At 45.0% G+C, this 24,590-nt stretch carries 22 protein-coding genes; 14 read left to right on the plus strand and 8 right to left on the minus strand.

What is annotated here, in order from left to right; all coding sequences use genetic code 11:
- Positions 1–31 precede the first annotated feature (31 nt).
- The 3 genes from ACRRSY_RS01425 (at position 32) to ACRRSY_RS01435 (ending at position 1,472) form a co-directional block, all read left to right on the plus strand.
- Positions 32–265, plus strand: coding sequence for a zinc ribbon domain-containing protein (locus ACRRSY_RS01425; RefSeq protein WP_432464232.1), 234 nt, complete (start codon positions 32–34; stop codon positions 263–265).
- 124 nt (positions 266–389) lie between these two features.
- A complete protein-coding gene (locus ACRRSY_RS01430; RefSeq protein ID WP_432464233.1) occupies positions 390–911 on the plus strand; it encodes a DUF2058 domain-containing protein in 522 nt (173 codons plus the stop codon).
- 246 nt (positions 912–1,157) lie between these two features.
- A complete protein-coding gene (locus tag ACRRSY_RS01435; RefSeq protein WP_432454983.1) occupies positions 1,158–1,472 on the plus strand; it encodes a DUF496 family protein in 315 nt (104 codons plus the stop codon).
- Positions 1,473–2,075: 603 nt separating this feature from the next.
- Here the strand turns inward: ACRRSY_RS01435 and pntB are convergent.
- Together pntB and ACRRSY_RS01445 are read right to left on the minus strand one after the other, a co-directional pair.
- Positions 2,076–3,473 carry a Re/Si-specific NAD(P)(+) transhydrogenase subunit beta gene (gene pntB, locus ACRRSY_RS01440; protein WP_432460676.1) on the minus strand — a complete coding sequence of 466 codons (1,398 nt, stop codon included), beginning with the start codon at positions 3,471–3,473 and terminating at the stop codon, positions 2,076–2,078.
- 14 nt (positions 3,474–3,487) lie between these two features.
- On the minus strand, positions 3,488–5,044 hold the full coding sequence (locus tag ACRRSY_RS01445; RefSeq protein ID WP_432464234.1) for a Re/Si-specific NAD(P)(+) transhydrogenase subunit alpha: 1,557 nt from the start codon (positions 5,042–5,044) through the stop codon (positions 3,488–3,490).
- Between the two features lie 400 nt (positions 5,045–5,444).
- Here ACRRSY_RS01445 and ACRRSY_RS01450 point away from each other — a divergent pair, with 400 nt between their 5' ends.
- The 8 genes from ACRRSY_RS01450 to ACRRSY_RS01485 all read left to right on the plus strand — a co-directional run bounded on the left by ACRRSY_RS01450 (position 5,445) and on the right by ACRRSY_RS01485 (position 12,378).
- Positions 5,445–5,888 (plus strand): hypothetical protein, encoded by a 444-nt coding sequence (locus ACRRSY_RS01450; RefSeq protein WP_432464235.1) that lies wholly within the window; start codon positions 5,445–5,447, stop codon positions 5,886–5,888.
- A 56-nt stretch (positions 5,889–5,944) separates the two neighbouring features.
- Positions 5,945–6,106, plus strand: a complete 162-nt coding sequence (locus tag ACRRSY_RS01455; RefSeq protein ID WP_432454979.1) for a hypothetical protein — start codon at positions 5,945–5,947, stop codon at positions 6,104–6,106.
- A 510-nt stretch (positions 6,107–6,616) separates the two neighbouring features.
- A complete protein-coding gene (locus tag ACRRSY_RS01460; RefSeq protein WP_432454978.1) occupies positions 6,617–6,742 on the plus strand; it encodes a hypothetical protein in 126 nt (41 codons plus the stop codon).
- A gap of 294 nt (positions 6,743–7,036) precedes the next feature.
- On the plus strand, positions 7,037–7,456 hold the full coding sequence (locus ACRRSY_RS01465) for an Hsp20/alpha crystallin family protein (protein ID WP_432454977.1): 420 nt from the start codon (positions 7,037–7,039) through the stop codon (positions 7,454–7,456).
- A gap of 323 nt (positions 7,457–7,779) precedes the next feature.
- Complete coding sequence (locus tag ACRRSY_RS01470) at positions 7,780–8,037, plus strand: GrxA family glutaredoxin (RefSeq protein WP_432464236.1); 258 nt, start codon at positions 7,780–7,782, stop codon at positions 8,035–8,037.
- A gap of 244 nt (positions 8,038–8,281) precedes the next feature.
- Positions 8,282–8,479: a DUF4250 domain-containing protein gene (locus ACRRSY_RS01475; RefSeq protein ID WP_432454975.1), complete on the plus strand. Its 198-nt coding sequence runs from the start codon at positions 8,282–8,284 to the stop codon at positions 8,477–8,479.
- 425 nt (positions 8,480–8,904) lie between these two features.
- Complete coding sequence (locus ACRRSY_RS01480) at positions 8,905–9,885, plus strand: porin (protein WP_432464237.1); 981 nt, start codon at positions 8,905–8,907, stop codon at positions 9,883–9,885.
- Between the two features lie 180 nt (positions 9,886–10,065).
- Positions 10,066–12,378 carry a putative bifunctional diguanylate cyclase/phosphodiesterase gene (locus ACRRSY_RS01485; RefSeq protein ID WP_432464238.1) on the plus strand — a complete coding sequence of 771 codons (2,313 nt, stop codon included), beginning with the start codon at positions 10,066–10,068 and terminating at the stop codon, positions 12,376–12,378.
- A 139-nt stretch (positions 12,379–12,517) separates the two neighbouring features.
- On the opposite strand, the gene argA is transcribed toward ACRRSY_RS01485, so the two are convergent.
- The gene (gene argA / locus ACRRSY_RS01490; protein ID WP_432464239.1) at positions 12,518–13,849 is read right to left on the minus strand and encodes an amino-acid N-acetyltransferase; all 1,332 of its coding nucleotides are present in this window, start codon (positions 13,847–13,849) and stop codon (positions 12,518–12,520) included.
- 257 nt (positions 13,850–14,106) lie between these two features.
- On the opposite strand from argA, the gene ACRRSY_RS01495 reads away from it, so the two are divergent.
- A complete protein-coding gene (locus ACRRSY_RS01495) occupies positions 14,107–14,763 on the plus strand; it encodes a TetR/AcrR family transcriptional regulator (RefSeq protein WP_432454971.1) in 657 nt (218 codons plus the stop codon).
- A gap of 377 nt (positions 14,764–15,140) precedes the next feature.
- Positions 15,141–15,965 (plus strand): HDOD domain-containing protein, encoded by an 825-nt coding sequence (locus ACRRSY_RS01500; RefSeq protein WP_432464240.1) that lies wholly within the window; start codon positions 15,141–15,143, stop codon positions 15,963–15,965.
- Between the two features lie 70 nt (positions 15,966–16,035).
- On the opposite strand, the gene ACRRSY_RS01505 is transcribed toward ACRRSY_RS01500, so the two are convergent.
- The 4 genes from ACRRSY_RS01505 to ACRRSY_RS01520 form a co-directional block, all read right to left on the minus strand.
- On the minus strand, positions 16,036–19,182 hold the full coding sequence (locus ACRRSY_RS01505; protein ID WP_432464241.1) for an efflux RND transporter permease subunit: 3,147 nt from the start codon (positions 19,180–19,182) through the stop codon (positions 16,036–16,038).
- Positions 19,183–19,185: 3 nt separating this feature from the next.
- The gene (locus ACRRSY_RS01510) at positions 19,186–20,349 is read right to left on the minus strand and encodes an efflux RND transporter periplasmic adaptor subunit (protein WP_432460678.1); all 1,164 of its coding nucleotides are present in this window, start codon (positions 20,347–20,349) and stop codon (positions 19,186–19,188) included.
- Between the two features lie 17 nt (positions 20,350–20,366).
- Positions 20,367–21,767, minus strand: coding sequence for a TolC family protein (locus tag ACRRSY_RS01515; RefSeq protein WP_432464242.1), 1,401 nt, complete (start codon positions 21,765–21,767; stop codon positions 20,367–20,369).
- 100 nt (positions 21,768–21,867) lie between these two features.
- Positions 21,868–22,581 carry a glutamine amidotransferase-related protein gene (locus tag ACRRSY_RS01520; RefSeq protein ID WP_432464243.1) on the minus strand — a complete coding sequence of 238 codons (714 nt, stop codon included), beginning with the start codon at positions 22,579–22,581 and terminating at the stop codon, positions 21,868–21,870.
- Between the two features lie 135 nt (positions 22,582–22,716).
- Here ACRRSY_RS01520 and ACRRSY_RS01525 point away from each other — a divergent pair, with 135 nt between their 5' ends.
- Positions 22,717–24,213, plus strand: a complete 1,497-nt coding sequence (locus ACRRSY_RS01525) for an aldehyde dehydrogenase (RefSeq protein ID WP_432454964.1) — start codon at positions 22,717–22,719, stop codon at positions 24,211–24,213.
- Here the strand turns inward: ACRRSY_RS01525 and ACRRSY_RS01530 are convergent.
- A complete protein-coding gene (locus ACRRSY_RS01530) occupies positions 24,191–24,418 on the minus strand; it encodes a hypothetical protein (protein WP_432454963.1) in 228 nt (75 codons plus the stop codon). The genes ACRRSY_RS01525 and ACRRSY_RS01530 overlap by 23 nt on opposite strands.
- Positions 24,419–24,590: the final 172 nt, after the last annotated feature.

Consider the following 24,590-nt stretch of genomic DNA (forward strand, 5'->3'; position numbering starts at 1 on the left):
TATTGGCGAAAAAATTCAACAGGAGTCGATTATGAGTGCGAATAATGACTGTCCCGATTGTGGGAAAGCGCTGGACTGGGATGGGCAATACTATTGCGCAAGTTGTCAACAGCATTATCAGAAGCTGGCCTATTGCCCAGACTGTGACGCAGCGTTAGAAAAGCTAGCAGCCTGTGGGGCTGCCAGTTATTTCTGTAATTCTAGCTCTTGTAATGAACTTAAGTCGAAATCAAGAGCCAGAGTTGAATTTAAGCCGATCGCCTAAAGCCGATAGCTTGTTTGGTTTAAGTGACTTCAAGGTTCAATTTACAAGTGGCTTGGCGTATCATTCAGGCCTACGGCGGTACCGCCATTTTTAATTCCAACTTAGTGAAGGTAGTTCAGTTCTCATGGCCAAATTATCACTGCAAGAGCAAATGCTTAAAGCAGGTTTAGTTGACAAGAAAAAAGCTAAGAAAGTCGGTAAAACCAATAAGAAATCACGCACTTTGGCTAAAGAAGTGAAAGCTGCCGCTGAACAAGTCAAAATAGAACAACAGCAACGGGATGCCGAATTAGCTCAGCAGCAAAATGCTGAAAAAGCAAAAAAAGCGGTTGCCGCACAAATTAAACAGCTGATCGAAATGAATATGATTGATCGGAAGCGCGGAGACGAAGGCTATAACTTTACTCACAACGGGGTGATTAAAAAGATTTTTGTCACCGAAGAGTTGCGCAAGCAGCTGAGTAATGGTCGCTTAGCCATTGTGACTTTGGGTGAGGCATACGAAGTGGTACCGACGATCGTGGCTGAAAAGGTTGCCCAGCGTGATGAAAACGTAGTGGTGCTGATCAACGATCCTAGTCAGGATGTGATTGACGAAGATGATCCTTACGCCGATTACCAAGTGCCTGACGACTTGATGTGGTAAGCCAAATATAGCGCCTTGAGGAGCTTTATTTTTATTTGTAACGGATGATATTGCGCTCAGGTAGCGACATTGGACTGGTTTGTGTGGTTAATCAGGGCCACCTATCAGATGATTCAGCACTGGTATTATTTTGATCTAGCTAAAGTCGAATAGACTTTTGTTGAAATAAACGTTGCTGAAAAAACTTAAGCGGGTAAGTTAGGCTTAGAGTGTGCATTTGTGAATTCTCACCACTTAGGAGTAGTAATGGAAAACAAAAATGTAGAAAACGTAGCGCTGGTTTTGGAGTTTGTTTCTATGAGTCGTCGACGTAACAAATTGAAGCGTGAAATGGCCGATGTGGACAAAAAAATTCGCGATAACCGCAAACGGGTTGAGTTACTCGATAACCTAAGTAACTACATTCAAGCGGGTATGAGTGTCGAAGAAATTAAATTGATTATTGAAAATATGCGTGGCGACTATGAAGATCGCGTGGATGAATATACGATCAAAAATGCTGAATTGTCGACAGAACGTCGTGTATTAGCGCAAAAGCTGAAAGAAACTAAATTCTCATAAGTTCTATTTTGGTGATTGGCTTGATGTGATTGATTGGAAGCTCCCTCGGGAGCTTTTTTGTTATGGTTTGGGGGGCTTATTTCGCATTAGTTCTTATGGTGCGTTTGGGTTTCACCTTGACGGCGATACACGAAGCTTTGCTGGTTAAAGCTTCGTACACAGAACAAAGGTCACCCCGTATTCCCTTAAATCTTGCGTTTCTCATCAACCAACGCGCCTAAGGAAACTTGCTACGCCCAAGTCGTCTGCTCCCTAGTACTCCACTTCATCGCTGATTGACTGCGATACTCCGTGGGCATGATGGTGATTAAAGAGTGAAGTGAAAGCCTTCGCTTGATGAGTTGAATTGGATCAGCGTTAAAATCAGGCCTTATAGGTTGCGCTTTGCATTGCTCTAATTTAGCGGAGTAAAGCTTAATGCTGTCCTTTAGCTTCCTGTCTAGCGAAGATTCATAATTATCGGATATTTCTTCGTAAAATATTTGAATCCTTTGGCTGAAAATTTCAAACCAAACGATAATGATTGAATCATGAACAGTGTTTGATTTGACAATCAAAAAAGCCGCTCTAGGAGCGGCTTTGTTTCATCAACACATTATCTGCTTAGATATGAGAAAGGATCTTCTGTACCGTTTCTTTAGCATCCCCAAACAACATGTCGGTGTTCTCTTTAAAGAATAATGGATTTTGTACACCCGCATAACCGGTGGCCATTGAACGTTTAAATACTACCACCTTCTTGGCATCCCATACTTCCAGTACTGGCATACCTGCAATTGGGCTACCAGGCTCCTTCGCAGCAGGATTCACTGTATCGTTGGCACCAATCACTAAAACGACGTCGGTAGCGGCGAAGTCTTCGTTAATTTCATCCATTTCCATCACGATGTCGTAAGGGACTTTGGCTTCGGCTAACAACACATTCATATGGCCCGGTAAACGACCAGCAACGGGGTGGATCGCAAAGCGAACCTTAATGCCTTTCGCTCGTAATTGCTTAGTAATTTCAGCCACCGGATATTGTGCTTGTGCGACGGCCATGCCGTAACCTGGAGCAATAATGACCTCGTTGGCTTCTTTCAGCATTTCGGCGACGTCTTCGGCCTGAACTTCGGTATGCTCGCCTTGGTCTACATCGGCAACCACGGTGCCGCCTTCGGTGCCAAAACCACCTAAGATCACGCTCACAAATGAGCGGTTCATCGCCTTACACATGATGTAAGACAGGATTGCACCAGAGCTACCCACCAAAGCACCGGTGACGATCAATAGGTCGTTGCCGAGCATGAAACCTGCGGCGGCTGCAGCCCAACCAGAGTAGGAATTGAGCATTGAAACCACGACTGGCATATCTGCACCACCAATCGCCGACACTAAGTTATAACCAAATACAAAGGCAATGAGGGTCATGAACACCAGCGCCCACATTGACTCTGAGTCCATGAAGATACTACCTAGGTAGATTGAGACCACAATCATGCCTAAGTTTAACCAGTGTGCGCCTGGTAGCGCTTTAGGGGCACTACTGATCAAACCGCGAAGTTTACCAAAGGCAACCACTGAACCGGTAAAGGTGACCGCGCCAATGAAAATGCCAAGGAAAACTTCAACGTCGTGGATTGATTTGGCGACAGGGTCGATCAGGCCTGTGACTGTGTCAATTAACGAGCTGTGGTCGATAGCGCTGGAAAAGCCAACTAATACCGCAGCCATACCTACGAAGCTGTGCAAGATGGCAACCAGCTCTGGCATTTCGGTCATTTCAACTTTAAGCGCTAAGCGTATACCAATGGCCGCACCAATCGCCATGGCGATGGTGATAATCCAACTTCCACCGGTAACTTGGGTACTGGCGAGGGTCGCGAGTACCGCGATTACCATCCCTACGATGCCAAAGATGTTGCCGCGTTGAGCGGTTTCTTGCTTACTGAGGCCTGCCAGGCTGAAAATAAATAATAAGGCAGCGACTAAATAAGCGGCTGATACAATACCTTGAGACATGTGACTATTTCTCCTTAGACGTCTTTACGGAACATTTTCAGCATCCGCTGAGTCACAGTAAAACCACCAGCAATATTGATGCTGGCAATCAGTATGGCAATGCCTGAAAGTAGTAAAACTACCCATGAGGTATCGGCTTTCATTTGCACCAAGGCACCCACAATAATAATACCGCTAATGGCGTTGGTGACACTCATTAGAGGCGTATGTAGTGCATGGCTTACATTCCATACCACGTAGTAACCCACCACACAGGCCAGCATAAACACCGTGAAATGTTGTAGGAAGTCACTTGGAGCAGCATCGGCTATCCAAGCAAACGCCGCCGCTCCGGCAGCTGCAATCAATGGCTTAAGCCATGGCTTGTTGGGTTTCTCTTCAACTGCTTCGACTACGGGAGTCGGTTCGGCAGCTTTCGGTTGAGCGCTGACTTGAATGGCTGGCGGTGGGAAGGTAATCTCACCGTCTTTCACTGAAGTAACACCACGTAGTACTTCGTCTTCGAAGTTGATGTTAATTTCGCCGTTTTTCTCTGGGCTTAATAGCTTGAGTAAGTTGACTAAGTTGGTGCCGTATAGCTGGCTAGCTTGTGCCGGTAGGCGACGCGAAATATCGGTTAGGCCAATGATCGTCACACCGTGTTTTACTGCAATTTCACCGGGTTCGGTTAATTCACAGTTCCCGCCAGTCGCAGCCGCTAAGTCGACAATTACACTGCCGGGCTTCATTAACTCAACCATGTCGGCCAAAATAAGTTTCGGTGCAGGGCGTCCGGGGATTAAAGCCGTGGTAATGATGATATCTACGTCTTTGGCCTGTTCACGGAATAGGGCCATTTCGGCTTCGATGAAGGCGGCGCTCATTTCTTTAGCGTAACCGTCACCACTGCCAGTGTCTTCTTCTTCGTATTCAAGTTCGAGGAATTCGGCGCCCATCGAATTGATCTGCTCTTTCACCTCAGGACGGGTGTCGAAGGCACGTACAATCGCTCCTAGACTACCTGCTGTGCCGATGGCGGCCAAGCCCGCGACGCCAGCACCAATAATTAGTACCTTTGCAGGGGGAACCTTACCTGCGGCGGTGATTTGACCGGTAAAAAAACGACCAAAATGGTTGGCCGCTTCGATGACTGCGCGATAACCATCAACGTTGGCCAACGAGCTACGAGCATCAAGAGATTGAGCGCGAGATATCCGTGGCACCATGTCCATCGCCAGCAGGTTTACTTTTGCGGCTTTAAATTTCTCAAGTAACTCTGGATTTTGGGCTGGCCAAGCAAAGCTCGCTAAGGTTGCGCCTTCCTTTAATAGGGCAATTTCATCGGTGCTGTTATCACTGCCATCAAGCGGAGCGTTCACCTTAAACACCAAGTCAGCTTGAAAAGCTTGCTCTGTGCTTACAATTTCTGCGCCTGCTTCTATATAGGCCTCGTCATTAAAGCTGGCTGCTGTTCCAGCGCCGCTTTCCACTGCCACAGAAAAGCCAAGTTTTAATAGCTGTTCCACGGTTTTTGGGGTGGCGGCTACCCGGCTCTCCTGGTCGAAGATCTCCTTAGGTATTCCGATTTGCATAGTGTGTTCCTGCTAATGGTTGTTTTGTAGAGTTGCGATTTAACAACATCTTTTTACTTATTGAATAAATGTTAGCGATTGCCAAATGGTGAATTTTATCCATTTGGTCTGATATGAAAGAAAACTACGGGCCAACAGTCAAGTAACTTCGCACAAAACTTGAAGTTAGTGCCAATGGTAGACGCTCTTTTGTAACAAACAAGGTTTTAGGTGTTATCTGGAGGTTACATTAGGTTGCGGAAATGTAATGCGAGCAGCGTGCTGGCATGAAAATAGCACTAATCAGTAGCGTCAACTATTCTTAAGTATAGGTATTAGCCTCTTGGTGATGAGTCGTTGGTTAAGCATTGCATAAGAATAGTCAGTTGTTGAATGTTTAATTCACGGGGGAGAGCTGGTTATGGGTATTATATTATCGATATTAATAGCGGTATTATTGTGGGCTAGTAACTTACAGGCTCAATCTAAAGTTGGGTTTGATTTTAGTCTCGAAAATCAATTGAAACAGCCGCCATCTACTGGTGATTTATTTAGCAATATTAACTGGTTACAAGAGCAACAAAGGGTCGCATTTCGAACTAATAAAGTCTTGGAACCGAGTCAGGATTATCAACAAAAAGCCTTATTACAGTACCAACAAGTGCCGCAATGGCGCTCTAGTTGGCGTGGAGGCGTACGCTGGCAAGCTCAGCAAAATTTGCTCTTTAAAGTGAAAGGGAACCGTATATCGGGTCACTTAAGCTTGCCAACTCGAATGCTATGTGCAATTTGCAAAACGCATTTAGAGACGACAGTTTGGAAAGATGGTTATGTCCAACTACAGTTGAAATCTTATTTCGAATAAGCTTTCTACCGCATTCCCAAGTCGATATAATAGCAACAAAAAATAAGGGGGATCCTGTGGGCTATTTGCTGTTGGCCTTATTGCTAGTTGTTGTACTTCCTTTGGTGAGTTTTTTACTGGGTTATATCGAAATATATATCAATTATGGTGCCTCCGTGTCAGCGGTTATTTTGGCGCTATGGTTACTGATGGATATTACTCGTATGAAAAAGCGTTAGCCCTTTTGGTTAGGGGCTTACAGCAGAACTTTGTTAAAGCCTTATTTGTTAGTAACGATTTTTGTGAATATCTATTCACGCCTCATCTGCTTATTGTATTCTCACAGTAAGTGATTGATTCAATTGTTCTTATTTTTATCATCATGATTTCATTTCCGCAGTGTTTGCTGTTGTTGTGCTTGGCACTGCCGGAGTGGGCGTTTCTGGTCGATTTACACTTTACCCAGTATTTCTAATGCTTTGTTTTTATTGGGTATTTTTTTATTTCTGGTTTTGGGCAAATTGAAGCCTATTAAATTAGCACTTCACATTTTGGAAAAAAACCTATAGATTAGTCCCCGCAAGACTGAGCTAGATCAAGAAATCATAAGCAAAGGAAGCGCTTTTCATTTTATTTCTTGTGTAATTTTTATTCACTAGCTAGCCTTACTTTCGCAAGTGGCAATAACGAAGAATGAACCGAAAATTTGTCTTTTTACACTTGTAATAACTTTAGGAGGTATATCCATCATGGAACAAGAACAGCAACCAACGATGCGTTGTTTTGCCACGGGCAAGGGCTTTTTTGTCCGCCTGCCCATCACTGAAGAAATGGAAGCAAAAGAATGCGACTCAGATGTTGAAGCGGCCGAGTAAACTACTTTGGTAGTTGCCTTTTAACTCGTGACTTAATATAACGCTATTCACATCAAAAACCGCTAGGCTAATCCCTAGCGGTTTTTTTTATCTCTTGTTTGCAAGCGAACGCCTCTCTGGATCATTGGCATAAACCGTACCGATTACTCTCTCTTGGTGACCTTGTCTCTGCACAACTTGCGGCATATCAAATCTGACTATTTTGCAAGATCTATGGCCTATCTAAAATTAGCGTAATGGACTAGATTTAAACTATGGATCGGTTCTGTTAATCGTGTGACTAAGGAGGTTGACATGAAACTCGTTCCTAGAGACCGCTGGTTTGATTCTGACCATTTTTGGAATGAGCTTGTCGGGTCTGATTTTTTTAATAGTCGAGATGGGTTTTTTGAACCGCGTGTCGATATCATCGACAAAGATGATAGTTATTTGTTTGTGGCTGAGTTACCCGGCGTCGCGAAAGACGACATTGATGTTGACTTAGAGGGTGGTGTGTTGACTATCCAAGCGAAGATAGCTGAACAGCATCAATCTGATGTCGATAACGTATTGCGTAAGGAACGTCGCTCCGGTTTTTTTAGTCGCAGTATCAATGTCGGGAAGTCTATTCAGGCAGATCAAATAAGCGCCGAGTTAGTCAATGGTTTATTGATGCTCAGAGCACCCAAAGTCCAATTAGAGGAGGCAGAAAAACATAAAATCAAGATCCGTTAGTCTAGCCTTGGCGTTTAATCGCTAACCAATAGGTGTTTACCCAACGCCCAAATTAAACCAAGTCTCGTGCTTGGTTTAATTATATAGGCCTAGGCTTATTACACGGAGGCTTTTGTTGGCAGTACTTTTTGTAGTGGCACACTAGATTTTAGTCTCGCTCAAATATACGTCAGCTTGAATGACTTCTTCGCCTTAAGTATTTGCCATAAAGTGAGATCGTTGCTTTGATAGCCGTGACCTATCACTGTAAAAGTAAGATACAATTTTTATTTATGTTTGAGCCGTTATAGTATGATTGCATCTTGTTCTCATGGAGTTTAACAATGTTTGCTGTAATTTTTGGTCGTCCAGGTTGCCCTTTTTGTGTTCGTGCTAAACAGATTGCTGAACAACTTAGTGAAAAACATGAAGATTATAAATTTCGTTATATCGATATTCATGCCGAAGGGATTTCTAAAGCAGACTTAGAAAAAACGGTTGGTAAACCTGTAGAAACCGTGCCGCAGATCTTTGTTGATGAAAAGCATGTTGGCGGTTGTAATGAATATGAAGCTCTCATGCGCGAACAGTTTGAGTTTTAAAGCTAAGTTTGAAGCCAGAGGCCACTCTGGCTGTTAGCCATAAGCCTGTTATGGACACACGGTGCAGATCATTTTGAACAGTATTTAATAACAGTCGGCTTCGTTAATCATGGCTTAAGGGCTTGTTTGCCCCTTCTTATTCGCTTGTTCTCGCTCAAATCCTATAATTTTTTACTTGTTCAGCATCAATTGTTTTATTTTTGGCTAAGCTCAAACAGAGAGGTACGTTGCGAAAAAGGAGCCGATGATGGACGCCAGTTATTTGCTTAACTTAGATGCGAGTATTTTGTTGGGCATCGTGAATGAAAAATTACGTTTGGAATGTCATAGTTTAGAAGACCTTACCTTAACCTTGGGTTGTGAGGAGCGCTCTTTGTCGCGCCGCTTAGAAAGTATTGGTTATCACTATGATGCGATCAGTAATCAATTTAAGGCGATTTAATTCGTCCTATTGAGTGGTTTAGTGGACCATCGCCTATTGAGTCGTTAACCGTGACGACTCGAAGGCCCTGCTGCGCTGAATCGTTGTTTTCCCTTCTTGGAACTAAAGTTCGATGGCGAGTGATGTGGAGATTGAAACTGCAGAGAATCAAATCTGATTTTCTGCTTTAATTTTATAGCCGCAGTGTTTGTTATTCGCTTCAAAATTAGGCATTCACGATGGTTTTCCGTTGACTGGCGTTATCCACCTAGTCATTTTTAAACCTGGATTTCCAATAAAGTTTATTATTATCAATTACTTACATTTATCCATGAATGGTTCCTATGTCATAAATCTTTAATTTTTCAGTCACCTGCCTGTCATCCGTCAACCCTAATATTTGCTCAACTTTTAGTTGATGTAGTTCACATTTTTTAGGGAATAAAATGAAAAAGCTAACTCTTATTGCACTTGCGGTTGCTGCCGCTGCTGGTTCTGCTAACGCTGCTAAAGTATACGAAGATGATACGCATGCGGTCGATATTTATGGTCGTGTATATGCGGGTTACATCTCGGGTAGCGAAAATTCAGATATCGGCCAAGATGGTGAAAATGATTCCTATGTTCGCTTCGGGGCGAAATTAAAATCGGCCATGACCAGCAATTTGAATGCCATTGCTCGTTACGAATTACAGCATGACATTACCGATGGCGATGCCACCGATGATAAAAATGGCAATATTAAAACACGCCTAGCTTACGTGGGCTTGGGGGGTGACTTTGGTAAAGTCACATACGGTCGTCAAAAAGATGCTTTAGACCCTATCTCTGGTGATATCACCGATGTATCTTTTACGAACCAATATGGTTACGTAAACAATGGTGGTAAGCGTTTAAGCAATGTCCTGAAGTACCAAGGTAATTTCGCTAATATAAACATCGCTGCCGATTATCAACTTAAAAATAATGACTCTCAATCGGATGATATTAAAGCCGACTCATCTTATGGCGCGTCTTTGGTTTATAACTCTGATTTTGGCCTAAATGTTGGTGCTGGTTATCGTGCGCAAAACAACAGCGCCGATGGCGTAAAAGATGGTTCTTTATGGATTATTGGTGCTGATTATTCAATTGCTAATGCTTATATGATGGCGGCCTACAGCGAACGTGAAGCTTATCGTGGTAAAGATGATAAGTTTAAAGCAACAGAAGCCGCATTGGGTTACAAATTTACCAAGGCATTACGCGCCCAAGTGGTTTATCAAAACGATAAGAATGATACCAAGAATAAAGATGCAAAAGATCGGGTGATGCTTGAAGGTCGTTACGACTTAACCAAGCAAGCACGTGTTGTTGCTGCTTACGCGCTTGATCAAATCGACGGTGCAGATGATGAGTTTACTTTAGCGGTACGTTACGACTTCTAAAGGTTTGTTCTTGCTAGATTAGCAATATAATAAACGACCTTTTCCTGTTTACTTCTCAAGGCTCCTCTTAAGGAGCCTTTTTTTGTTTTTTAGCGATAGCACACAAGTAAAATAATGTTGAATTAGTGAAGGGATCGGGTAAGGTAAATTTGTCATTAATTAGTATATTGGGAAATGGGATTGCTTAGTTCAGTCGGTTTATGGATAAAGGCTTGGCTGTTGCTTGACGATAGTGAGCAAGTCCATCCAGTGATTGAAAATTGGAAAATTAGCGCACTTCGGATCATTTTGCTCGCTTGTCTGATTCTTACTGCTGCGATTGTCGTTGATAGTTCTCGTGTGGCTTATGCCCTTGGCTATTATCATATTTTTGTCATTACTCTATTTTTCTATACCTTGCTTATCCTGCAGTTAATATGTAGTTGGCGTTATTATCATCAAGTTTCGTGGCTGTTATTACTGACTATTGGCCTTTCTGGAATATGTATTCATCTATTTATTTCTGATCCCCATTTGGTGTTATTCGGGTCTATCGTGGTTTATTCGTTACCGATGGTGGCCTTGGTTTTATTGGGGATGCGAGCAGCGATAGCTTGTATGCTATTTAATCTATTTCCTTTATATATCTCTGCCGAAGGGATTACGTTTTACCAATGGCTTCCTTTTGATATAGTTTTAGAAAATACCAATTGGTATTTAAATAGCTTGATTTTTTTGGTGTTTAACATCTGTTTACCTTTAGCGGCTGCTCGAACCATTGCCGCCGCAGCTAAGCTTGGCAAGCAACAGAGATTTAAAAATGAAGCTTTATCGATGCATCATGATCTATACCGCTCCTTGTTTGCCGATGCCGCAAATGCGCATATTATGTTGGATCGACATTGTTGCTTGGTCGACTTCAACCAGGTGGCCAGTCGTTTATTTAAGCTGAACAGCGAGCAGATAAAGAAAAGTGAAACCATTAGCCGCTTGTTACCCCAGCTCAATATGGCAAATAAACGAGGCATTATTCATCTTAGTCAAGCAGGGTCTGATATCACGTTACGTTATAGCGTGAAAAGTATGTCGCGTAAGTATTATAGTTTGGTGAGTTTTGAAGATGTATCGAGCCAAATTGCCCTCACTAAACAGTTAGAGTCGGAACAAAAAAATAGCGAGCAAATGAAGTCTTTGGATGCCTATTCTGGCTTACCCAATAGTATGTGGTTTCGGCAGCATATCGAGCGATTAATTGAACGTTACACCACCGGCTTATCGATCGTGGTGGTTGAGTTGGCCAATAGCCAATATATTAAGCAAAAATGTGGCTCAACAGGTGTATCTTTAGCCTTGCAGACCTTAGCTAAAACTATACGTCAATTACCTATTGCCCCCATGGCTGTGGCGCGGGTGGGCGAATTTAGTTTGGGTTTTATTTGCATTGGCGATAGTCAGCAGCAAATTGTAAACAAGATGAATCTACATCACCAAAGTTTGTGTGCCAGTTTTATGTTCGAGGACAAGCCAATTAAGTTTGAGGTGAAGTGTGGTATTGCTCTGATGCCACAGCATGGGCAAACACCGAACGAGCTAATTAGCGCGGCCATTTACGCTTCATCCAACGCGTTTCCTAAACATGCTTGTGTGTTTAACCCTCAGGAAATGAATTTGTTTTTTGCGCGTCAGGAAATCGCTGATGTATTGGCGGATATGCTTCAGAGTGAGCAACAGCAGCTGTACTTAGTCTATCAAGCGAAGGTTAATCAACGCGGCGAGCTGATTGGTTTGGAAGCCTTGTTACGTTGGACTTCACCGCAATTAGGCCCGGTATCGCCAGCGGTGTTTATTCCGATTGCTGAAGAGCGCGGTTTGGTGGTCGCTGTTACTCGTTGGGTCATCGAACGAAGCTGCAAACAGATCCGGGAATGGCTGGATAAGGGCTTAACGCCAGTATCGGTGGCAATCAATCTTTCGGCGGTAGATTTAGAACAAGCTGATTTTGTAACTTTTTTATTGAACCGTTTGACTAAGTATAAGATCCATCCGCGCTTTATTGAACTCGAATTAACTGAGTCTGCCTTAGGTATGAGTACCAAGCGAGCCAGCGAAGTGGTTGAGGTGCTATATAACTGGGGATTCACCATTACTATTGATGATTTTGGTAGCGGCTATTCTAATCTGTCACGCTTGGTTCTTTTTCCAGTGACTCGCTTGAAAATTGACCGACAGTTTGTCGTTAATATTCATCAAAATAGCAAACACGCACAAATGGTCAAAACTATTATTGCCATGTGTGACAGCCTCGATATTGAGGTATTAGCGGAAGGGATTGAGCTAAGAGCGCAACTCGACCAATTGCTGCATTTAGGTTGTCAGCAGTTTCAAGGTTTTGGCTTTGCTAAGCCTTGTTTGCCTGAGCATGTTGAAAAATGGTTAGCCTCGCCAGCCACGGAGTTGAAGTTTAATCCGGTCGAGCTGCTTGTGCAGCAGCCAATAATAGGCGAGAAAGTCTAACCTTGGGATTTGTTGTGCTTCTGTGGTTCATTTATGGCTGCAGCTCGAGTATTCATTCATCGCGGTGAAAGAGCGGGCGTTTGATGTTCTAAGTCAATACCGCTCAATTTTCCTTGAGCGGTATTTACCCGGTGTGTGATTAAGCGGTAATGTCCATCAATAAAATCTTAGAACGGCGTTGCAAATTATAGATAGCCTGTTTTTCTGCGGGTAGGTCGCTGAAATCGGCAGGCGAAAATCCACGCTCTCTAAACCAGTGAATACTTTTGGTGGTGAGTACAAACAATTGATTTAAGCCTTTGCTTCTCGCCCGCTTAATAATAGCTTGGAGCAAGCGGTCGCCGCGGCTAGATTGACGATATTGTGGATGGCTCACCAGACAAGCAAGCTCTCCCATACTCTCGCCAGCAAACAAATATAGCGCAGCACAGCCGATAATCATGCCATCGCGTTCAACAATGGTGAAACGCTCTATTTCCATTTCTAATAATTCTCTAGAGCGCCTTACCAATATACCTTGTTCTTCTAAGGGGCGGATCAGTTCGATAATACCATTAATGTCATCCAGCTTTGCTTCGCGAACTCGCTCGTAACTGTATTGGACCAATTGAGTTCCACTGCCATCTCGAGTGTACAATTCGTTTAATAGCGAGCCATCTTGTTGATAGCTGACCAGATGACAACGTTGGATCCCTCGGTCACTGCAGCGAATGGCTGCCGCTAAATAACGAAGTGTGTCTTTATCTGTTGCTTTGAGAAACGCCTCAGAACACATCAGTTGATTGGCGGCATCGGGAAGTAGCTCACTCACTAGCTGGCCGTCTTCGTCATGGATCCCTTGTTCTGGACAGAAATAGATGACTTTATCGGCGTTTAAGGCGACCGCGATTTCAGTGGTGATATCTTCAGAGCAAATATTAAACAACTCGCCAGTAACCGAGACTCCCAGCGGTGACACCATGAGAATTTCACCATGATCGAGCTGGCGCCTAATGCTTTGATGGTTAATTCGTCTAACCTTACCAGTATGCAGGAAGTCGATGCCGTCTTCTACGCCGATCGGTTGTGCGACCACAAAGTTACCACGAACCACATTAATGTGTGCTTGATGTAAAGGTGAGTTAACCAAGCCCATCGATAATTGCGCTTCGATGTCCATTTGGATCTGACCGACCGCCTGCTTAATGATGTCAAGGCTGCGCTCATCGGTGATACGCTGCTCGCCTGCAAACTCACAACTGTGGTGATGTGCTTGGATTAATGCGTCGATTTGCGGGCGTGCGCCACACACCAGAACGATTTTCACGCCAAGGGTTTTGAGCAGAGCAATGTCTTGAATAATATTGCTAAAGTTGGCACTGCTGCTGGCTTCACCACTGAGCATGATGACAAAGGTTTTACCGCGATGGGCATTGATATATGGGGCTGATTGGCGAAACCAGCTAACTAAATCTTCGGCCGAGTGGTCCAATGTATTCTCCGCGAATAGCTATTTATAAAATTCGATTAAAAAATCAAATATATAGTTATTGTTGCATATATGCGTACATTGTCGAGAATAAAGTTTGTCAATTTTACTAAACTTATCTCGCAATGAGTTAAATCACGGTTGTTTCGTAAGGCGAGGTGGAGTATAAGCTGCTGTAAATATTTTAAGGAATATTTCATTTAATCTTAATTTTAATTTTGTCAGGCGTTGAGCTGTTTTTATAGAAGAAAGAGGTAATTATGGAAAACTATGTCGTTCCTGAGCATTTGGCGATGCGTAAGCAGCCACGCCAAGAGCGTACTAGACGACTAGTCGAGCACATTTTAGATAGCACATTAACGCTAATTAGAGAGCAAGGCATGGCTGCGGTGAATACTAATTTAATTGCTCAGCATGCAGAGATTGACATTGCCTCTTTATATCGTTTTTTTCTGAATAAAGAGTCGATCTTTTTTGCTTTAGCTCATCGATGGTTTGATAAGGTGCTGGTGGTGCTTGATGAAACTAATTTTCATTTGGCTTCCGGCGGTATTAAAGATTACTCAGATAGTGGTCAGCGTCGCGTGAATGAGTTGCCAGAGACGGCTGTGATGTTAGTCAGCTTTCATGAATTATTTACCCACGATAATGACTTCAAGGCGCTAGAGGACTGGTATCGGGGAATTATGATTACTCAGGCAAAACAATCTTTTGTCGAAAAAGGGTCCGCTTGGGATGATGAAGCGCTGACTAGCGTGTGTATCTATTTCTATAACTTTACGCGAAACTTCATGGCAGGCACCATTGGCATGAGTCGGCAAGAACACTTACAACAATTTAACTGGTTTCAGGTGATGTTAGATAAAATTCGTTTGATGGTATTGCAGGATCCTGTTCCGGCGAGCTTCTTACGTTAAGGTGTTATTAATCATTTGGTTTTGCGGAACGCTGGGATATTCTTGGGAATCGACCAGTTGTTCAGCGCCTAAACAATCTAGCCAATGGCTGTAGTCTAAAGTTCTGTTTTCTATAATTAAATTTGTAAGTCGTTGATCTGACAAATGTTGTGACGCGAGCTTATCCTTGGCCCAAGCTTTCCTGTCATTTTGTGCAATAATCACTATGTTTTCCATATTTATCAGGTCAAACTAGCTGTTGATATAATGTTCAGTTTGGGTCAATTTAACAATTTGAACCTTCGCTAGCTTACAGATTGTGAATTAGGGCTTAATATTTGAGTCATCGGGGTGTGAAAGCAGGGCGCGCTTCACACTTATTTTTGGGAGAGCCATACATGGAACTGGAAGCCTTTTTCCAGCAAGTAAAGAAACTGCCAGTGATGCCGCAAATCATGCAGGAATTGCTGATGAGCATTAACGATGAAAATGTCGACTTGCATCATTTGGGAAGGAAGCTTGCGACCGATCAATCCCTCGGGGCGAATGTATTAAAGATGGCTAACTCGGTCGCCTTCCGCGGGATCAAGCAAATTGATTCAATTGAGGCTGCTGCCATTCGCTTGGGCTTAAAAAGGGTTCGCTCGTTAGTGGTTGCGGCGGGACTGAACGGCATGATGCCGCATAAAAATTTCGATCAAAAACAGTTTTGGACACAGGCGATGTACGTAGCGATGCTGGCTCAAGCCCTCGCTAAATGTACCGATGTTGATCCAGATACAGCCTTCACCTGTGGCATGCTACATAATTTTGGTGAGCTGATGATTGCCATTGCGACTCCCGAAGAAGCGGGCCTGATTGAGCTGAGTTTAGAATCGGGAGAAACTCGGGTATCGGCGCAGCGCCAAACTCTCGGTTTAGATTATGCCCAGATCGGTGGTGAATTGGCGCAGCGTTGGAACTTCTCTCCGGTGATTACCGATGCCATCGAACAGCAGTTGAATCCGGTGGATTTTGATCCAGTATCAAAACCAGCGGTGTTGATCCGTTTAGCTATTTTTGCTCATCATGCCCTTGATGCCGGTTTAAGTGCTGAGTTGGTCGCGAATAATTTGCCAGCACCGCTTTGTGAGTTAATCGCACTGAATAAGAGTAAGGCACCTCGCTTGCTTGAAGAGGCCACCGAGCAAGCTCATCATGCGGTGACCATGAGTAACATCTAAGAGCATAATTGTCGCGAGCCCGGTTTGCTTGATTGCTCAACTTTGTGTGCGTGGGCTGGTACGCCGTAGATTAATTCTTTGGTTTTTCGAAACCAGCCAGCCACCACCTTTTGGCCTTCGTTCCTGCCTGACGAGCATCTTCGAGTAACAAATAATTTACTGGTACGATCAATAGAGTCACGATGGTGGCAAAAATAATCCCAAAACCAAGTGAGACAGCCATTGGAATTAAAAACTGTGCTTGAGTACTCTTCTCGAAAATCAGAGGCATTAAACCAGCAAAGGTGGTTAACGAGGTGAGGATTACAGCTCTAAAGCGAGCAACCCCAGCCTTAGTGACCGCACTGAACAAGTCGATTCCCTTGGCTCGTTGCTGGTTAATGTAGTCGACTAGCACAAGGCTGTCGTTGACTACAACGCCGGTTAAAGCCAGCATGCCCATCATGCTCATAACCGTTAGCGACATACCCATGATCATGTGGCCGAGTACCGCGCCGACTAAACCAAAGGGGATGATCGACATCACCACCAGTGGTTGCAAATATGATCGGAAAGGAATGGCGAGTAGTCCATAAATTACAAATAGCACAAATGCTAAGCCAATCGCCAGACTGGTAAAGGATTCGCGCTGTTCTTTGGCTTCACCTTCTAAACTGAAGTTAACCTCTGGATAGCTGGCAAGTGTTTGAGTGAGCCATTGTTGGAGCTCGCTCTTAATCACTTCGATGTTGGCTTGCTGTTTGTTGACGTCGGCGCGAATATTTTGGGTACGCAAGCGATCGATCCGGGTAATCGTGGCTGGGCTTTGTGAAGGGCGCAATGTGGCAACTTCATCGAAGGGCAGTTCAGCGCCGCTGGCTGTTCTAATTAGCATTTTATTGAGATTATATTGCGAGTGACGCTCATCCGCTGGATAACGGACATAAACTTTGACATCTTCACGTCCTCGCTGGATCCGCTGTACCTGATAGCCAAAAAAGGCACTCCTCACTTGTTGGGCGAGCTCGTTTAAGCTTAAACCTAAGGCTTGTGCTTGTGGCTTTATGTTTAGTTGTAGTTCTTGTTTGCCGTTGGCTAGACTATCTTCAACATCAAATACCGCAGGATATTCGGCTAATTTTTTTCTAGTCAGTTCGGCAACTTGTGACATGGCCGAAAAGTCATTGCTACTCAACTGAATGTCTAAAGGTGAGCCGCCTCGGCCGATTTCAGCTCGGAAGGTAAGGCTCTCTGCTCCGGGAAGTGGGCCGATGAGTTGCCGCCACTGACGCACTAAATCGGCGCTGGTGACTGGGTTGGTTCTGCTCTCGGGGGGTTCAATTTCAAACATTACACGGCCAGTATTGCTTTGGCCGCTACCAGAGCCGCCGCTAGAGCCACTAGTGGCTAAAATGTTGAGAATGATGCTCTCGCCACTTTCTGAGTCTCGGTATTGATCTTGTAACTGACGGGCGGCCTCAAAGATCCGTTGAATATAATTATCGGTGATATTAAAGCTTGTGCCTGCTGGTAGTACTAAGCTGGCCCGTGCCGTTTCGCTTGGCACTCTTGGAAAGAAAACAAAGCGTACCCAGCCAGAGGTTGCTAAGGATAGCACGACTAAGAAGATGCTGATGGCGAGACTGAGGGTTAATAAACGGCGGGATAGTGCACGTTTCAAGAGTGGCTGATAGAAGCGTAAAATTGCATTTTCAAAGCCATCGGCGATGGCATGTTGCCAGCGATTAAAGCGGCTAGAATGATTCTTATTGAGTGGTTTGAGGTGCTTCAGGTGGGCTGGTAAAATTAGTTTTGATTCGATCAAAGAGAACAACAAGACCGGGATCACAATCATTGGGATTTGCGCAAATATCTTGCCTCGAACCCCATCAATCATCAGGAGTGGCAGGAAGGCGGCAACTGTAGTTAAGACGCCAAAGGTCACTGGAACTGCGACTTCTTGGGTCCCCTTAATCGCTGCATATAGTGGTTCTTCGCCAGCTTTAAGGTGAGTATAAATATTCTCCCCAGTGACGATGGCATCGTCGACCAAAATTCCCAGTACCATGATGAAGGCAAATAACGAGATGATGTTGATGGTGACATCGAGGGTAGGCATCACCAGTAAACCGCCCATAAAGCTTAGCGGAATGCCAACACAGACCCATACTGCAATGGCCGGACGTAAGAAAATAGCAAGCAGTAAGGCGACCAATAAACAGCCTTGCAGGGCGCTGTTCTTGAGCGTATTGAGACGGGCTTTTACCACGCTGGAGCGGTCGCGCCAATAATTGACCGATACCCCTGTGGGCAATTGACTCTGTTTTTCAAGGATGTAGTTTTTCACAGCGTCAGCCACGACAATGGCGCTTTGATCGCCGACTCGATAGACTTCAATCATCACTGCGGGTTGTTTATTAAATCGATTCACAATCGGTGTTTCTTCGAAACCATCCACCACTGTGGCGATATCAGCGAGTTTAATACGAGTACCATCGGCTTGACTGATGATTAATAAATTCGCGAACTCTTCGCCAATGTAAGCTTGGCCTTTAGTGCGCAGTAAAATTTCCCCTCCCTGTGTTTTTACCGAGCCTGCAGAAAGATCTAAGGAGGCGAGTCGAATGGATTCGGCGACCTTACTTAGGCTTAAGCCATATTCACGCAGCTTTCTTTCGGAGACTTCGATAGAAATTTCGTAGGGGGCGACCGCATCCAGTTCCACCTGACTTAGTTCCGGGAGTTGCAATAGTTCATCACGGATCTGTTCCGCCAGTAGCCGCAGTTCTTTGGTTTGAAGGGCACCAGAAACAGCTACCGAGATGGTTTCACGTTTGCGCTGACTGAGGCTGACGACAGGGCGCTCGGCATCACTCGGGAAGGTATTAATTGCGTCGATCCGAGATTTAATGTCGTCCATCACATCACGAGTGACGTAGTGAGGATTTACTTCGGCACTGACGCGCGCGGCACCTTCCTGAGATATCGAGGATATTTGGTCAATGCCTTCGATATCGCTGATCGCTTCTTCAATGCGGATCGCTAAACTTTGTTCACTTTCTTCGGGACTTGACCCGGGCAAGGCGATACTCACGTTCACCATATCCAGCTCAAATTCAGGAAATACCTCCAAAGGTAAACGGTAGCGGGCGGAGTATAAACCCAAGCCGACAATCAGCACCATCAACAGGTTGGCGGCTACGTGGTTACGGGCGAACCAAGCAATTAGACCATGCATCGCTTAGTCTCCTATGACTCTAGCTGGGGTGCCACTGATCACCCTGCCTAGCGGGGTGGTGACTAACGTTTGACCAGGATTTAAGCCGCCATCGATGATATAACTTTGTGGATCTTGCCAGATCAGTGAGACTTTTTTACGCTGTAATAAACCATTTTCCAGGATGACTACCTGCTGGTCTGGATATAAGGCGCTACGAGGGATCACATAGACTTGTTTTAAGGTTTTCCCTTGAATATTGGCGCTGACAAATTGACCGATTTTTAGAGGCGGTTTATTTTCATTGTTGGGTCCGTAGGGGTCGTCGATTTTTGCCACTAAGTAAAGTTGGCGGCTGGTGCTATTGAGTGCTGCCTCGCTACGTTCGATTTGAGCTCGCCATTGGTATTGTTGCGTTCCTAATTGAGTATAAAGCTTGACCAAGGGTTTGCTGATGCTGCTGTGACTTTGGCGAAAGTTCTCGGGAATGTTCAGTACCGCTTGATCGCTTAAGCTAAGCGGTAAACGCAGTTCTAGGTAGTCGATGGCATAGCTGCTTGCCAGTTGTTTGCCGCTGCTCACGTATTCACCAAGCTCGACATTCTTGTCGATCACCCGTCCCGCGTAAGGGGCTCGGATCACGGTCCGTTCTAGTTCCAATTTGGCTTTACTTAACTTGGCTTGAGCAGAGGCTAAAGCGGCTTGTTTGGCGGCGAGTTGTGGTTTGCGTAAAACCAAATCGTTGGCTGGTTTACCTTTCCCTAAACGCTGCCAATCGCGTAATGCTTGGACGACTTTGGCTTGCTCTTCGGCGAGTTGTAGTTGCGTGGTTTGTAGTTCGGCAGCGGCAATGGTGATCGCATTTTGGTAATCTCGCTGATCTATTTTGAGTAATTGTTCGCCTTTTTTAAAAAACTCCCCTTCCCGAAAATTATCGGAAACATTGGTGATGGTACCCGCCACCTGAGCGATCAACTTGGTTTCAGTATGGGCTTGAATACTACCATAGGAGGCAATCCATACCTGATAATCCTGCGGTTGCAAGCGGCTGACTTCTACTGCTAATTTGGTTTGTTGTTGGACAGTTTTTTTCTGAGCTTGTGGTTTGTTTTGTTTAATATACTGGCTAAGCAAAATACCCAAGATGATGATCAGTACTGGCAAGCTAAGTCGTAGTAATTTGGCCATATTGGCAGTACTCCTGGTTAACGTAAGTCGTCTGAGGAAAAGGTCTGGCGGCGGGTTTGTGAATGATTGAGGTCGCCGCCTAAGGCGAGGTAGAGTTCAATACGATTTTGTAACTGCGAATTGAGTGCACTAATTGCGCTGCTACGGGCGTCGAAGGCACGCCGCTGCGATTCCAGTACCGTCACGTATTCATTGAGGCCTGCCAGATAACCTTCGAAGGCTAACGTCTCGGCTTGCATCGAATCCTCCGCTGCGGCAGCCAGCAATTGAGCACTTTGATAGAGACTTGGTTCCAAGCTGAGGCTGTTTTCCACTTCGGCAAAACTATTCAATATTTTCTCTAAGTAAGACTGATTCAAAGCTTGCGCCTTGGCATATTGTTGCAGTTGTATATTTTTCCGTTGGCCAGCATCAAAAATGGGGGCTGTCAGGCCTGCAAACAGCGACCAAATAAGTGACTCGCCATTCACTAATTGCTGCAATTGTGGGCTTTGACTCCCGCCGCTGGCGGTGAGTTTTAGGCTGGGGAAGCGATCTCGATAAGCCGCATAAACGCGCAGATCGGCGGCAGCCAATTGATACTGCGCAGCTTTCAAATCATGACGACGTAGTAACAGTTCGGAGGGTAAACCTGCAGGCATCGCTGGTAGTGCTTCGGCCAGTTCGCCTTGCACTTTGATGCTGCCACTTGGGTAGCGACCGAGTAGTAATTCCAGTTGGCGCTGGGCTTTGAGTAATTGTTGTTGGCGGTTATTTTGCTGTACTTGAGCTGCACTTAAGTCGGCACGGGCGAGGTAGACGTCGAGCGCACTGTTGAGGCCGCTTTGGTAGTTTTCTTGAATGATTTGCAAGTTAGCACCAAGGTTTTCGTAACGTTGATTCACCAAGGCGAGTTGCATTTGTGCTTCAATAAGGCTGTACCACTGCTTTGCGGTGGTCGCTGCTAAACTAATTTGTGCCTGTTGCCATTGCTCAAAGCTGACCTTAGCATCCAGAATAGCGGCTTGTTGGCGCGCATCGAGCTTTGCTAACCAATCGATTTCCCAATTGAAGTTAAGTCCCAGTTTAAATTGAGCATTGCTGGCTGCATCAGTACCACTGCGTTGTCCTGAAATAAAAGCTTCAATATTGGGCCATTGCTGAGCTTGTTGAATTTGGATCTGGTAGAGCTGTTGATCGAGGGCATAGCCGCTTTGCTGTAAATTGGGATTATTCTGAAAGGCTTCTTTGAGCAAGTTTTGTAGCGGTGCCGGGAGCGCTTGTTCAAAATGATGATCGGCAAAGGTTCCTTGCCGATAATGGCTACTCCAGTGACTGTTGGCCACCTGAGGAGCCTGCTGAGGTGGCGATGCCTTAAGGCTACAGCCGAATAACACTGTGCTTGCCAAGATTGGCCAGATCCATAAAAGCCGCAGCATCTTATTCCTTGTGACTTAACTATCCATTTATTAAGTGCTATTTAACGTGGCTAGCTGGCTTATGTCGAGTGTTGTCGCATAAATTTTACGACTATTTGCGCTAGCACTTAGCATGGCGATACATTTGTAATATCCAATTAAACACTAAATCGGCATCAAGCGCTTGCTGTAGGCTCTGCTTGGCGCAGCTAAAGGCTTCGGGAGACAATAACTGCTGTCGTTTGTCGATCAGCGCCTCAGCGTAGCCATATTCAAACTCTGGATGACCTTGAATTGCCAATATATGCTGCCCAATCTGAAACATAAAGTTAGGGCAAAAATCACTGCTGGCTAAGCGTTCGGCATGTTCGGGAAGTTGCAGCACTTGGTCTTGATGGCTGACTAAGATATGTAGTCGTTCTGGAGCCGTTTGTTGTTCAGCCCAAGACGGAGCCTTGATGAGTTGATTATTCGCAACGCCTAAGCCCCAGCCTTTGTCTGACTTAGCGACTTCGCCACCCAAAGCGCGCGCGATCAGTTGGTGACCGAAACAGATACCAGCTAAGGGCGCCTGTACTTGCTCACACTCTTGCACCCAGCGAATTAACGCGTTGATCCAAAGGTCTTGGTCATAGGCATTATGACGGCTCCCGGTAATCAGATAGCCGTCGAAATCAGTCAAAGAGGGCAGCTGTTGCTCTAAGGCATTGAATACTTCAAAAGTTAAACTGGCGTCTTGGGCACCGAGGTGGGCAATAAACATATCAGAATATTCACCGTAGTGCTTGGCTAAATTGGAGTCAACTTTGTCGCAATTAATAATGGCTATATGCATGTTACCAGTCCAATGGTTAATTTAAATTTAAAAGTTCGCTGTTAAATAAATCGTATCAAGTCTGGAATAATATGCAATATTTGTGTAGTTTTGTTAATTATTAAACAACGAATGATGATTTAGCCCGGAGGGAACATGGCTCAGTATGATTTGCAGTATTGGCAGAAACAGGCACTCGAATTAGATTTTCCAACACAAGCATTTATCAACGGAAAGTTTGTCGACGCGCAATCAGGAAAAACGTTTACGAGCATTAATCCGGCCAATGGTCAGCCCTTAGCTGAGGTGGCCGAATGTGATGCCGCCGATGTGGAACTGGCGGTGAGCGCCGCTCGAAAGGCTTTTAGCAGTGGTTCTTGGTCGGGTAAGGCCCCATCCGAGCGCAAGCAAGTGATGCAAACCTTTGCTCAATTAATTGAACAACATCAGCAGCAGTTAGCATTGTTAGAAAGCTTAGATATGGGTAAGCCAATTGGCGATGCTTTATCTTACGATGCCACGGCAACCGCCCGCTGTATCGCTTGGAATGCTGAGGCTATTGATAAGATTTATGATGAAGTGGCCCCCGTCACCTCAGACGCTTTGGCCCTGGTCACCCGTGAAGCTTTGGGTGTGGTTGCCGCGATTGTGCCGTGGAACTTCCCTTTGGTGATGGCCTCATGGAAGCTTGGACCGGCATTGGCTACGGGCAATTCGGTGATCTTGAAGCCTTCTGAAAAATCACCATTGAGTGCATTATTTTTGGCAAAATTAGCTCAGCAAGCTGGGATCCCCGATGGCGTCTTTAATGTATTGCCCGGTTATGGTCATACTGCAGGACAAGCGCTGGCCTTGCATATGGATGTGGATTGCATCACCTTTACTGGCTCTACCGGCGTGGGTAAAAAACTGGTGGAGTTCTCAGGACAATCGAATTTGAAGCGGGCCTTCATGGAATGTGGTGGCAAAAGCCCTAATCTGGTGTGTGCCGATGCGGCAGACTTGGACAAGGTAGCCGAAACTGCGGTGGGATCGATATTCTATAACCAAGGTGAAGTCTGTACCGCTGCTTCGCGCTTGCTGGTTCATCGCAGCATTCACCAACAGTTGATTGAGAAAATGCTGCCTTTAGTTGAGCAATGGCAACCGGGTCATCCGCTGGATCCAAACACCAGTATGGGCGCAATGGTTGATCAAACCCAGATGCAACGGGTATTAGCGTTTATTGAAGGCGCGAAAGCTCAAGGTGCTAAATTGTTATGTGGTGGCGAGCAGGCGCTGCAAGAAACTGGTGGTTATTATGTGCAGCCCACTATTTTTGATGATGTAGCGGCTGACTTAGATATTGTGAAGCAGGAAATATTTGGTCCAGTGCTGGTGGTGCAAGTATTTGATGATTTGGAGCAGGGCATTGCACTGGCCAATGATACCGATTTTGGCTTGGCTGCTGCAGTATGGACCGCCGATCTGAATACTGCAGTGCGTACCTCTCGCGCTTTACGAGCCGGAACGGTATTTGTGAATAACTGGGACGGCGGGGATATGACCATGCCCTTTGGTGGTTTTAAACAATCCGGCAATGGACGTGACAAGTCATTGCACGCGCTTGAAAAATATACCGAACTTAAATCTACTTGGATTGATCTGACTTAAGTTCTAATGAGCCTGAGTTGCCCGACTCGAGAGAGTCGGGCGTTTCAATAAAATGATCTAAAATGAACTGCTGGTCGAGCGGATTCAAGTCGAAACGAAAAGCCACCTCGTTTAGCGAACGATAATCATGGCAATGGTGTTCTCCGATGTACTTCACCGCACGGATCAGATCTGTTCCTTTGGGCAATAAGCAGCAATCACTCATGTTAGGCACCTCTCTAACAACCGCTTTAAGTATAGTTTGTTACTTCTATTTATGTTTTGTGGTTAAATTTTGTTTGATGTTGATGTTGATGTTGATGTTGATGTTGATGTGTTTTGTTTGCGGCGAAAATCGTGGGTTATTGTGGCAATTTGTCATCGAATAAGGCAGCAAG

Origin of the sequence: Agarivorans sp. QJM3NY_33, assembly GCF_050870865.2 — a bacterium.
Lineage (GTDB): Bacteria > Pseudomonadota > Gammaproteobacteria > Enterobacterales > Celerinatantimonadaceae > Agarivorans.